At 44.1% G+C, this 12,496-nt stretch carries 10 protein-coding genes; 6 read left to right on the forward strand and 4 right to left on the reverse strand.

All coding sequences use genetic code 11. The features are described 5' to 3' along the window. Positions 1 to 189 precede the first annotated feature (189 nt). Positions 190 to 1,017 (forward strand): alpha/beta fold hydrolase, encoded by an 828-nt coding sequence (locus ACE3JL_RS05955; RefSeq protein ID WP_271988733.1) that lies wholly within the window; start codon positions 190 to 192, stop codon positions 1,015 to 1,017. On the opposite strand, the gene ACE3JL_RS05960 is transcribed toward ACE3JL_RS05955, so the two are convergent. Continuing rightward, on the reverse strand, positions 995 to 2,149 hold the full coding sequence (locus ACE3JL_RS05960) for a histidine kinase (protein ID WP_271988731.1): 1,155 nt from the start codon (positions 2,147 to 2,149) through the stop codon (positions 995 to 997). The genes ACE3JL_RS05955 and ACE3JL_RS05960 overlap by 23 nt on opposite strands. A gap of 147 nt (positions 2,150 to 2,296) precedes the next feature. Here ACE3JL_RS05960 and ACE3JL_RS05965 point away from each other — a divergent pair, with 147 nt between their 5' ends. Then, on the forward strand, positions 2,297 to 3,886 hold the full coding sequence (locus ACE3JL_RS05965) for a glycoside hydrolase family 57 protein (protein WP_375329050.1): 1,590 nt from the start codon (positions 2,297 to 2,299) through the stop codon (positions 3,884 to 3,886). 54 nt (positions 3,887 to 3,940) lie between these two features. Here the strand turns inward: ACE3JL_RS05965 and ACE3JL_RS05970 are convergent, their stop codons facing one another. Next, positions 3,941 to 5,446, reverse strand: a complete 1,506-nt coding sequence (locus ACE3JL_RS05970) for a serine/threonine-protein kinase (protein WP_375329051.1) — start codon at positions 5,444 to 5,446, stop codon at positions 3,941 to 3,943. A gap of 417 nt (positions 5,447 to 5,863) precedes the next feature. Here ACE3JL_RS05970 and cruF point away from each other — a divergent pair, with 417 nt between their 5' ends. Both cruF and cruG read left to right on the forward strand, forming a co-directional pair. After that, a complete protein-coding gene (cruF, locus tag ACE3JL_RS05975; RefSeq protein ID WP_271988728.1) occupies positions 5,864 to 6,778 on the forward strand; it encodes a gamma-carotene 1'-hydroxylase CruF in 915 nt (304 codons plus the stop codon). 1 nt (position 6,779) lies between these two features. Then, the gene (cruG, locus tag ACE3JL_RS05980; RefSeq protein ID WP_375329052.1) at positions 6,780 to 7,970 is read left to right on the forward strand and encodes a 2'-O-glycosyltransferase CruG; all 1,191 of its coding nucleotides are present in this window, start codon (positions 6,780 to 6,782) and stop codon (positions 7,968 to 7,970) included. Positions 7,971 to 8,313: 343 nt separating this feature from the next. Here the strand turns inward: cruG and ACE3JL_RS05985 are convergent, their stop codons facing one another. Next, the gene (locus ACE3JL_RS05985; RefSeq protein ID WP_375329053.1) at positions 8,314 to 9,318 is read right to left on the reverse strand and encodes a glycoside hydrolase family 10 protein; all 1,005 of its coding nucleotides are present in this window, start codon (positions 9,316 to 9,318) and stop codon (positions 8,314 to 8,316) included. Between the two features lie 196 nt (positions 9,319 to 9,514). Continuing rightward, on the reverse strand, positions 9,515 to 9,949 hold the full coding sequence (locus ACE3JL_RS05990; RefSeq protein ID WP_061431517.1) for a peroxiredoxin: 435 nt from the start codon (positions 9,947 to 9,949) through the stop codon (positions 9,515 to 9,517). A 368-nt stretch (positions 9,950 to 10,317) separates the two neighbouring features. Between ACE3JL_RS05990 and ACE3JL_RS05995 the strand changes: the two genes are divergently transcribed. Together ACE3JL_RS05995 and ACE3JL_RS06000 are read left to right on the forward strand one after the other, a co-directional pair. Continuing rightward, positions 10,318 to 12,114, forward strand: coding sequence for an N-acetylmuramoyl-L-alanine amidase (locus tag ACE3JL_RS05995; RefSeq protein WP_375329054.1), 1,797 nt, complete (start codon positions 10,318 to 10,320; stop codon positions 12,112 to 12,114). Beyond that, complete coding sequence (locus ACE3JL_RS06000) at positions 12,078 to 12,341, forward strand: hypothetical protein (protein ID WP_271988353.1); 264 nt, start codon at positions 12,078 to 12,080, stop codon at positions 12,339 to 12,341. The genes ACE3JL_RS05995 and ACE3JL_RS06000 overlap by 37 nt, the downstream gene beginning before the upstream one ends. The last annotated feature ends 155 nt before the right edge of the window (positions 12,342 to 12,496 follow it).

Consider the following 12,496-nt stretch of genomic DNA (forward strand, 5'->3'; position numbering starts at 1 on the left):
AAATTAATTACACATTTCGATAAAGCTTTTGCCTCTTGCCTATTGCCTCTTCCCTATCTTCACTAGGAAATTTATTTTGCACGACTACTTACTGCTCACTTAAAACTCAAATCTGATAACTGATAACTGGTAACTGATAACTGATAACTGATAACTGGTAACTGATAACTGATAACTGATAACTGCTCCATGTCGATCGCTCTCAACGTTAAGATCAAAGGCAATGGCTATCCGATTCTCTGTCTGCACGGTCATCCCGGTTCGGCTGTTAGTATGTCTGTATTTACCGATCATTTTTGCCAACGCTGGCAAACCCTGGTCCCGGATCTGCGCGGCTACGGGAAAAGTCGTTATCGCCTGGATTTTCAGCTAGAAGAACATCTAGAGGATTTAATCGAGCTGCTCGATCGCCAAAAAATCCAGCAATGTTTAATTCTCGGTTGGTCTTTGGGGGGTATAATCGCCCTGGAATTAGTATTGCGGCATCCCGATCGCTTTCCCGGTTTAATTCTAGTGGCCTCGGCCGGACGGCCTTGGGGTAGTCATCCTCCCATCACCACCACGGATCTGATCTTGACGGGGATAGCGGCAATTCTCAATCAGATCAAACCAGGATGGCGTTGGAATATTGATACTTTTGCCCGTCGTTCCCTGTTTCAGTACCTTTTTTCACAACATCAAGCGATATCTTATAAATATCTCGCTCAAGATGCTGTTCCCGCCTACTTAGGCACTTCTCCAGCTGCTAATCGCGCTTTAAATCGGGCTTTAAAAAAAGGTTACAATTGTTTAAAATCTCTTGACAAAATCACAATTCCCTGCTTAGTTCTGGCAGGGGCAAATGATCGCCATATTACCAGTGCTTCGAGCCAAGAAACAGCCGAAAACCTGAAACTGTCTCAGTGGAAATGTTACCCCGATACGGCGCATCTGTTCCCCTGGGAAATCCCCGACCTAGTTTTAGGGGATATTGATGCTTGGTTAGCCGAGCATTTTAGCGATAAACTGGCAGAGTAAAGTGAAAACTACTGCCCTGGTCAGGGACACTATCCACCCAAATTTGACCGTAGTGGGCGCGAATAATCTTGCGACAAACCGATAAACCGATGCCATAACCTTCTTTACCCTCATCCCGTTTGAGACGCACATGACCCTCAAAAATATGCTCTTGTTTTTCTTCGGGAATGCCGGGACCGGTATCACTGATGCTCACCTGTACTTTTTGAGTAGTACGATGGAGAACAGAAAGGGTAATTGCGCCGCCGGGGGGGGTATATTTGATCCCATTCTCCAAGAGATTAATAATCACCTGTCGGATTAACTCCTCATCAGCATAGACGGGGGGCAGATCTTGGGGGATATCGCTTTGGAAAATTAAAGTCTTTTCTTGAAAAATATCGGTAAACTGAGACAAAATTTCCTGACAGAGGGCTTGCAGATAGAATTTACTTTGTTGGAGAGTGAATTGCGCCGCCATGCTCTTAGAAGCTTGTAGAATGTCCGTGATCAAACGGTTCATAATCCGGAACTGTTTGCGGGCCTGTTGGTGCAGTTGTTCTCGTAATTGCAGACTGCGCTCCGTATCTGGTTGATGATAGGCTAATTCGAGGGTTTCCACAGCGATGGAAGCAGCGGTGAGAGGACTGCGTAAATCGTGGGCTAACATAGCCAAAATTTGGTCTTTAAATTTTAATTGTTCTAATAATTCTTCCTTTTCCTGTTTAAGACGAAAAACCTCATCAGCAATGCGGATGAGTTCGCCCGAATGTTCCACCTCTTGACGTTGTTCATCCTCAGCGTGATGATTTTTGACCTCCTCTTTAATCGCTTTTTGCCAGCGTACCAACCATTTTTTAAACTGTTCCACCAGATTACTGCCCGCGAGGGTATGGCGGGGGCCGGGGGCGATTTTGACCAAGGCTGGGGTAGCTACAAGGCGAAAATGTTCGACTAAATGAGGTTGCTGGCGAATTTCGATGATTTGTAGGTCAATCGGGTAATCAGACTTTAAAGACTGGAGATAGGCCTGAATTTGACGGATAATTTCTTGAGAACTGGGACGGTCATCAACAAATAGCAAAAGTTGAATCGAGAGAGGCGTTGTCGTCTCTCTCCCTAAAGCAGTCAGTGGCTCGTTAGATGGGAGCATCGGAAAATTAGTAAACCTAGGGATTGCGGAGATCGATCGATCGTCGATCGACTTTTATCATATTCTTTATTGTAGAAGCTTAAGATAGTATAAAATCTACTCAACCTAATCTTAAAGTTTTATTCCTTAATTCTAAGAAGAAATCCTATGGCTTTTGGCTATGTTGCCCTAGTTCTCCACGCGCATCTCCCTTTCGTCCGCCATCCCGAAAGCGATTACGTCCTCGAAGAAGAATGGTTATACGAAGCAATCACAGAAACCTACATCCCTCTCCTGCAAGTTTTTGAAGGTCTCAAGCGGGACGGTATCGATTTTAAAATGACCATGAGCATGACTCCGCCGTTGGTGTCGATGCTGCGGGATCCGTTACTGCAAGAGCGTTATGAAGAACACTTAGGTAAGCTAGAAGAATTAATTGCTAAAGAAATCGACCATAATCAACATAATGGCCATATTCGCTACTTAGCCGAATATTACGCTGAATCCTTCCAAAGTATCCGACAAACTTGGGAAAAATACGATGGAGATCTGGTCAAAGCCTTTAAACAATTCCTCGACAGTAATAACCTAGAAATTATCACCTGTGGTGCGACTCATGGTTATATGCCCCTGATGAAAATGTACCCGCAAGCGGTGTGGGCGCAAATTGAGGTGGCCTGTCAACACTACGAAGAAAATTTCGGTCGTCGTCCCAAGGGCATTTGGTTGCCGGAATGTGCCTACTACGAAGGGGTAGAAAGAATGTTAGCCGATGCGGGCATTCGTTACTTCCTCGTCGATGGCCACGGTATTCTCTACGGTCGTCCGCGCCCCCGTTACGGCAGTTATGCGCCCATTTTCACAGAAACTGGAGTGGCCGCTTTCGGTCGTGACCATGAATCTTCCCAACAGGTTTGGTCTTCCCAAGTTGGTTATCCGGGGGATGTGGTCTATCGCGAATTCTATAAAGATTTGGGCTGGGAAGCGGAATACGAATATATTAAGCCTTATATCATGCCCAACGGTCAACGCAAGAATATAGGCATTAAATACCACAAAATTACTAGCCGGGACGGTGGTTTATCGGAAAAAGGGCTTTATGACCCCTACTGGGCCAAAGAAAAGGCCGCCGAACACGCGGGCAATTTTATGTATAATCGCGAGCGGCAAGTGGAGAGTTTAGCCGGAATTATGGGCCGTCCTCCTCTGGTTGTTTCTCCCTACGATGCCGAGTTATTTGGTCACTGGTGGTATGAGGGACCCTGGTTTATTGATTTTCTGTTCCGTAAGTCCTGGTATGACCAAAATATCTATCAAATGACCCATTTAGCCGATTATCTCCGGACTAACCCCCATCAGCAGGTCTGTCGTCCTTCCCAATCCAGTTGGGGTTATAAGGGTTTTCACGAATACTGGCTGAATGAAACCAACGCTTGGATCTATCCTCACCTGCACAAAGGCACGGAACGGATGATTGAATTAAGTCATCATGAAGCGGAGGATGAATTGCAGGAACGGGCTTTAAATCAGGCGGCCCGGGAGTTATTATTAGCACAATCTTCTGACTGGGCGTTTATTATGCGAACCGGTACGATGGTTCCCTACGCTGTCCGGCGCACTCGTTCCCATCTGCTGCGGTTAAATAAAATCTATGAAGATGTGAAATCCGAGAAGATTGACGCTGGTTGGTTGGAAAAAGTCGAGGAAATCGACAATATTTTTCCCAATATTGATTATCGCGTCTATCGACCTCTGTAATCTGGGTGAGTAGTATAGATAAAAAGGGGGGTTAGTTAATGCCTCCCTAATTTTTTAGGGCTGTGGGGGTAATTCTGAAGCCAATTTGCCCAGAATCTGGGGTTTAAGTTCATCAAGTTTCCGTTTTAACGTCCGCTTGCTAATTTGCGGGCTGCCCACTGGGGATAATTGACTATCTCTCACCCATTGCTGCAAAATTTGGCATTGATTGGGGGGAATATTAGCGGTGATCACATTTTCACAGATCGGGCCGCCTTCGAGGGAGAAAAATAAAATCCAGTATTGACCAGTTTCGCCAAGGGTTTTGGTCATTTTTTGACCCTGGGGGGTTTTTAAGTCCAAATAACAGGGCAACCAACGGGGACCCTGTTGACGATGATAGAGGACAGTAATCCAGAGAATCATCGGGTGGGGTGTGGGTAAGAAGAGGAATTGATTATAACGGACACTAGCAACCCGGACGGGGATATCTTCTCGATCCAACATTACCCATAAACTGGCAAAAACGCCGTCAGCAGCCCAGAGACATTGTGGAAAGACAATTTTTTGGCGCGGTTTATCCTCGGGCCAAATGGACTTGAGACAGATATCCCTGGCACTAGCAGCAACACTGGTTCGATCTAAATCATCAAGGGTTTTAGTTTTGCCAGTGTCATTATCGGTTTTTTTGACTATTTCATTTTTAACTAGGGGTTCAAGTCGTTCGAGACGTTGTAGTATATCTGTAACACTTTGCGGTCGATCGCTGGGTGCTTTGGCTAAACAGCGCAGGATTAACTGTTCTAATTCTGGGGGTAATTGCAAGCTAGGATTAAAGGGACGGGGTTCAGCGTAGTGGTGAACCTCATACCAACTGCCAAAGGAGGAATTATCGGTAAAAAGGGGCGTTTCTCCCGTGATCATCTGGTACATCATAATCCCGAAACTGTAGATATCGGAACGATGATCGAGTTCTTTCCCTTCCATCTGTTCTGGGGAACAATAGGCTAAGGTTCCCATAAACGATTGGGTTTGGGATTCTCCCGATTGGATGAGTTTAGCGATGCCAAAATCGAGAATTTTCACCAATTCCCCTAATCCTGAGTCCTGAATGACGATAATGTTGCTTGGTTTGATATCCCGGTGAATAATTGGACAGATTTCGCCTTGGAAGATAATACCCTTATGGGCGCATTCTAGGCCGAAACCAATTTGACGGGTGAGATGAAAGAAGCGCGGGAGAGGCAGCGGGTGATATTTGATGATTTCAGCCATATTTTCCCCCTGCAAAAATTCCATGACGTAGAAGGGGACTTCCTTTTCATCCACACCATAATCACGAACCTTAACAATATGGATACTTTTTTCGCCTAAAAGTGCCGAAATAGTTGCCTCTCGCTCGAAACGCTCACGCATTCTATTGTTGAGAAGAGTTTGCGAGAGGAATTTCACGGCGACGGTTACGCCACCTAAGAGTTTATCTTCTGCTCGATATACTTGTCCCATGGCACCACTACCGATCAACTCGACCAGTTGGTATCGATTGGCAAGTAAGCGCCGATGTCTAGATTCTGCCGACATAACTAGGCTACCGTTTTAATTATGGTGAGTCTGATGGAGAGGGTTTTTTTAAGAACCGCTGTCATCCTTGGGTAATCGAAAGGACTTAACCCTAGAATGGCCTTTTTTTTAGGCTAAAAGCATGATTGTTAACATATATTTTCAGGCATTTTCAGTCCTTGTCTCTGGGATAATTAATTTTCGGGGGTTGAAAAAATGAGAAAACTAAGTATAAAGTAGCATAAAATCTCTAAATAGACCATTTAATTGATTTTTCTCCCTCCTAACTGCTGCCTACTGACTCCTAAACAACTAATACAGGCCAATCCCTAGCCCCTGGGAAACTTTTTTGCCGAAAGTGACCGATCTGCGTAATAATTCTTTAATAAAGATTTGTAAACTTGAAAATGATTATCCCTTCGCAGCGCTAGAGATTTAATGAGACGACTAATTGCGATCGAAAAAGCTCTGCTCATCGGTCATATTGTATCGATGGCTTTTGGACTAGCAGGATTGTTGCTAGTTCTGCCCCATCCCGAATTTGTGGCCAATTTACCAGATTTTGGCAAAACCTTCTTTGCTTGGTCAATGGCCGGGGGGGGTGTGGTGTATATGGTGTTAGGAATGGCAGCCGTGGCTGTTTATGCCTATCGGACTCTAGGAGTGTGGCACTGGTTAGGATTCATGGTTCCTGCTATCAGTTTATCCCTTTGTAGCGAACTTTTGGGAACCAGTACCGGCTTTCCTTTCGGTCATTATCGTTATCTTTCGGGCTTAGGTTACAAAATTGCGGGTTTAGTCCCCTTTACTATCCCCCTATCTTGGTTTTATCTCGGTTTTAGTGCCTATATCATCGCTCGTGTTGGTTTATCCACTCTTGCTATACCCCAGTGGCTACAAAATCTAGGATCGATCGCTATCGGGGCGGTATTATTAACTTCCTGGGATTTTGTCCTAGATCCGGCCATGAGTCAAACTACCATCCCCTTCTGGATTTGGGAACAACCGGGGGCTTTTTTTGGGATGCCCTACGAAAATTTTGCCGGTTGGTTTGGCACGGGTTGTGTTTTTATGACGGTAGCCACTTTAATTTGGCAAGTGCAACCGGTGAAACTGCCAAGTCAAGATTTAACCCTGCCTTTTGTGATGTATTTAGGTAATTTTGGCTTTGCTACGGTCATGAGTATGGGCGCTGGTATTTATCCGCCGATTTTCTTAGGATTACTCACCGGTATTCTGCCTTTAACACTCCTCTATAATCGCGCCAAGACTGTTGCTTCCGGGCAAACAGTGCCGACAAGCGAAGTAACAACCCTAAAAATCCCCGTTGTTTCGGTGAGAGGAGCCAAATAAGTTGTTAACTGAGATAATTCTCGGTGCATTCTGCCTGGGGCTACTGCTGTCTCAGGCTGTTGCCTTTTTTATCCTTCTTTCCCGTTTGCTAAAAGGGGCGAGTCGTCGTCCTCCCCTGACTCCCCAACCCCCCACCCCGGAGATGTTAGGGACAGTAAGCGTGATTGTGCCGACGTTAAACGAAGTGGCCAGGATTGACGGTTGTTTACAGGGATTGAGTCAACAGAGTTACGAAGTGCGAGAAATTCTGATTGTCGATAGCAATTCCCAAGATGGTACGCGGGAAAAAGTCAAAGAGATGGCGGCAAAAGACCCCCGCTTTCGCCTGAAAACCGATGATCCTTTGCCCTACGATTGGGTAGGTCGTCCCTGGGCGTTACACAATGGTTTTTTGTTTAGTTCTCCTGAAAGTGACTGGATTTTGGGCATTGATGCCGATACCCAACCCCAAGCAAATTTAGTCGCTAGTTTGGTCAAAGCTGCGATCGCAGAAGGTTACGATTTAGTTTCCCTGTCGCCGCAATTTATCCTCTCCTATCCGGGAGAATGGTGGTTACAGCCGGCTTTATTGATGACTTTGCTCTATCGCTTTGATGCGGCCGGAGTGCGCGGGCAAGATCCCCAACGAGTCATGGCCAATGGTCAATGTTTTCTCTGCCGGCGGTCAGTTTTAGCGGCTTTAGACGGTTATAGCGGGGCAAAAGGTTCTTTTTGCGATGATGTCACCCTGGCCCGTCTAGCGGCAACGAAAGGCTATCGGGTGGGATTTCTCGATGGGGCGAAGTTGATTCGCGTGCGGATGTACGAAGGACTTAAGGAAACTTGGCGCGAATGGGGCAGATCTCTTGACCTCAAAGATGCCTCCTATCAGGGGCAATTATGGGGCGATTTAGCTTTATTAGCTCTTACTCAGGGATTACCGATAATTATCACCCCTTTACTGCTCACAGCTTTGATTTTTGGCTACAATTTCCTGAGTTTAAAAATTGTTTTGACTTTAAACCTGCTGCTGTTATTGATTCGTTTTGCCCTGTTGTTTGCCGTTTTCCCCAGCTACTATCGAGGGAAAAAAGTCAATCTATCTTCAGGATTATTTTGGCTATCTCCCCTCGCGGATCCGCTGGCAGTTATCCGCATTTTTATCTCTGCTTTTACCCGTCCCCAAAGTTGGCGCGGTCGATTGTATCAGTGAATTGGAAAATAAACATTGGGTGTATGAGGCTCCTCTAACGGTAGATTGATTCATGAATCAATCTACTATGAGAGCAAAAACCTGTACTCCTCTACTCCCTAGCTTACCTCATAAGCCATTAAGAGTAGCAAAAAAAAGAATTAGATTCGGAGAATGAATCAGCCCCAGTATTAAGGGGGAATTGGCACCCTCCTTATCAAGGGGGGCAGGGTAGGGTTGATTCATGAATCAACCCTACTATGAATCAACCCTAGAAGGCAGGGGGAGATCGAAGGCAAAATCTATCTTCTATGTAATTAGAACCACTTACTTAGAACAGCCTTAATTATACTAGCCTTTTCACTTAAAACTGAGGAATATGATTAAAAAGATAACGCATGACCACAAACTCCCAACAAAATAACGAATAGCCATAACCCTGCTGCTCCACCGTCCTCACCTGAGCTTGTAAACCCTTTAAGGAAAAATCAGGATTCCAACCCGCATATAAACCCACCCCCACTGGCACATACCTGGAAGCTGTCGCCAGTCCCGATCCCGAAAGACTTGCCGCCACCTGATTGGGAGTTTTCCGATAGATCTGTAAGACCACCTCATCCACAATCCCTTGACGCACCCAAGCCAACCAATTTTGATTATATTTATTCACCGCAAAAGAGTGAGGATTAGGCGAAAGACTCACCACCAACTTGGGATTAATCGCCTTGACATGATCATGTAACTTGCGAGTTAAATTCGTTAAAGCCTGACTTTTATTACCAAAAACACGCGGAACTGCCCAATGATCATCTAACTGAATCCCCGCCAAATCTTTTTCTTTTAAAATATCCTCCATATTGCCCAAAAGATAGGCTTGTACCTGCGGATTCGCCGGATCTAACCAGACATTGGTTTCCACCACCGTCTTCCCTGCGGGCGTTTTTAATAGCCAATCCGGATGCTTTTTGGCAATGGGATCATTAGGGGATAACATCAAACCATACTCAAACCAAGCATAGGGCTTCAAACCCTGCCGTAAAGACTCCTTAACCGCCGCTCTCCAAGGATTGCTCAACGGCGGCACAAACAACCAATTCGTCGGACGTTGGGAAGTCGGATAAAGCGTTCCCCTAAACCCATAAACACTAAAATACACCCGGTCATAACCCGATCGCGAAAGATGATTTAACACCTCGTCTAAGGACGTAGTGTGATGTAACAATATCGTGCCAATATTGGTTAACCAAACCCCCTTCATCTGCTCATTTTCCACTGCCTTTCGGGGAGCCGCTCGGTGAGTAACCAACAACAAAAAAGCCACTCCAACAACAATCCCAAACCTCTTTAGGTACTTGCTAAACTTAACCATGATTGCCGATTAATCCCACCAAGATATTTGATAATAGTATTATTTTAGTCCGATTTTTGATATTCAGTTCATCATCAGCAGGCCCTATTTAGTCATACTCAATCCGGTTATTAAAAACTGATTATCAGTGAACTAAAAAATAGATATCGGGTGTATTAGGCCCCCCTAACACACCCAGAAAAGATTTTAGGAAAAATTAACCGACCACACAGAGAATATCCGATGCGTGACTAGCGGTATTCACTTTGTCATCCACATGGCTAATTTTGCCTTCTGCATCGATGATATAGGTGACGCGCTTAGAATAGCCACCACCATCGACATCATAAGCTTTGGTGATAGCACCATCGGTATCTACGAGCAATTGGAAGGGTAAACTGTATTTTTCTTTAAATTGTGCATGGGAACCCTGGTCATCCCTGCTCACCCCGAAGACTACTATTTCCTTGTCTTGGTATTGTTCGTAGTTATCCCGGAAGCTTTGCGCTTGCTTGGTGCAGCCGGGGGTATCATCTTTGGGATAGAAGTATAAAACTACGACTTTACCTTGAAAATCCGACAGGGAAACGGTTTTTCCAGTATCGTCGGTGGTGGTAAAGTTCGGTGCGATTGTTCCAACGGTTAAAGCCATAACTCCGATTCCTTTACAAAAGTTAATCTATATCGATCATAAAGGATTAGGGTCAAAAACAGGGAGAGGGGTGATGGGGTGATGGGGTGATGGGGTGATGGGGAGAAGAAGTCAGAGCATTTGTACTAAATTTCCTGATCAGTTTAAATACAGTACAGCTTAGAAGACGAACAACAAACCTCCAGAATTTGTCCTAGGATAATATTTGTGGCTCTTCTCGAATTTCTGTGATAATTTTTGCTTATGGAATCGTGAAATGTTTACTGAGAAAGACTTTTGGGACTATTTTTCTGAAGAAACTATCATTATAGACCTCGTTTCCACACAGAAACCAGAAGAGCCTATTTGTCAGCTAAGAGGGGGATAATATGGGGCTATTCTGGTTAAAGGTGAGAACTTTTGGGCAAAATATCTTAATTGGTTGGGGTTTAGTGCTATTAATCGGTTTTTATCACAGTATCAGCGCTAAATCTACCTCATTAATGATTGTTTATCCTCCCGATAATCATCAAACCACGGCCGCTAGAATCTTTTTTATTGGTTCTGCTCCTCCATCGGGTCAAGTTTTGCTCAATAATCAACCGATTCAACGCAGTGCTAAAGGATATTTTGCCCCTAGTTTTCCCCTAGAAGTTGGCGAAAATAATTTCACTATTCGCTATCAAAACCAAACTATTAATCGTCAAATAATTCGTCGAGATACTCAAGCAGTTATTCCCCAAGACTTAGCTTTTGCTGATAACTCTCTCAGTCCTTCTGTCCAGAAGACGAGGTTAGTGGGGGAATGGATTTGTTTTAGTGCGATTGCCACTCCCCAAGCTCAGGTTTCTGTGCAGTTAGGAGATAAAATTCTGCCTCTTTTACCCCAACCTCAAACCACAAAACTGCCTAGTAATGCCGCAGTTTTAACTAATCTTAATCAAGCGAATTCCGAGGATAAAACTGGTTACTATCGAGGTTGTCAGCAGTTTAAGCAAGAGGCTAACTTAGGAAAACCTATTTTTACAGCACAATTAAATAATCGATCAATTAGTCAACAAGGTCAAGGAGAAATTAATATTATTAGCGATCAAAATTTACCAGTGATTGAAATTATAGCTGCCCAAGGGGTAGCACGCACGGGACCGGGTAGTGATTATTCCCGTTTAACTCCTTTACCCCAAGGCACAAAAGCGAGAGTCACTGGGAAAGAAGGGGATTGGTTGCGGTTAGATTATGGTGGTTGGATTTTAGAGCGAGAAACCCGTTTAATAGTTAATGAAGTCCTAGATAATGCTAATATTCGTGGTCTCTCTTCTCGCAGTGTCAATCAAGCAACGGAAATTATTTTTCCTCTCTCCCATCCTGTACCCATCGCCGTGGCACAAGAAGATGATAAATTTATTTTGACTCTCTATAATACCATTGCCCAAACCGATACAATTTTTCTGGTGGATAATCCTTTAGTTAGACGTTTAGATTGGCGACAAATTAACCCGACCACGATAGAATACACTTTTAATCTTAATCAAAAACAACAGTGGGGTTATAGTCTTCGTTATCAAGGGACAAATTTAATCTTAACCCTGCGTCATCCCCCAGAAAAAAGTGCTAATTTACAGGGGAAAGTTATTTTATTAGATCCCGGACACGGAGGCAAAGAAACCGGTGCTGTCGGTCCGACGGGTTACACGGAAAAAGAGATTAATTTAGTTATGTCTAAATTGATTAAACGGGAGTTAGAAAAATTGGGGGCAACAGTTTATTTAACCAGAGAAACCGACATTGAGCTATCCCTACCAGCACGGGTAGAGATGATTAATAATCTGCAACCAACCCTAGCACTATCGGTTCACTATAATGCTTTACCCGATGATGGAGATGCCTTAAATACCAAAGGAATTGGCATATTTTGGTATCATCCCCAGGCAGCGGATTTATCAGTTTTTCTCCATGATTATTTAACTAAAAATCTTAACCGTCCTTCCTATGGAGTATTTTGGAATAATTTAGCTTTAACTCGTCCCTATAGTAGTCCTTCTTTGTTATTAGAGTTAGGATTTATGAGTAATCCTCAAGAATTTGAATGGATTACCGATACTCAAGCACAAAAACAACTAGCGCAGGTTTTAGCCGCCGGAATTAGCCAATGGTTTCAACAATCTGGGGTAATTGCTTCCAGTTAAAATTTAATGGCAATCGTAGAGAGATAAGCTTAAATTTTTGTGAAAAATCAAGCCCTAGCTGGAAAGCCGGTGATAGGATTTTCTGGAGTCTTTATTTTAGTCTGAGGAAATTAAATCAAGTCGATGGAAAAAATGTTACCAGTGAACAGCCATCGGACAAAATAACTGCTAGATTACATATAGCCGATCACTCTCTAGTAGATATTCAAACAGCGATCGCTCTGTGATAAAAATCTCTGGATTAGCCAACAAATAAAGATAGTTTACCTGAAAATTTCCCAACAATTCACGCCCTTAATCCCCCCTTAATAAGGGGGGCAGGGGGGATAAAAACCACCTTAATAAGGGGGGCAGGGGGGATAAAAACCACCTTAATAAGGGG

The sequence above is a fragment of the Microcystis sp. BLCC-F210 genome (genome assembly GCF_042134685.1).
In the GTDB taxonomy this organism is placed as follows: domain Bacteria; phylum Cyanobacteriota; class Cyanobacteriia; order Cyanobacteriales; family Microcystaceae; genus Microcystis; species Microcystis aeruginosa_D.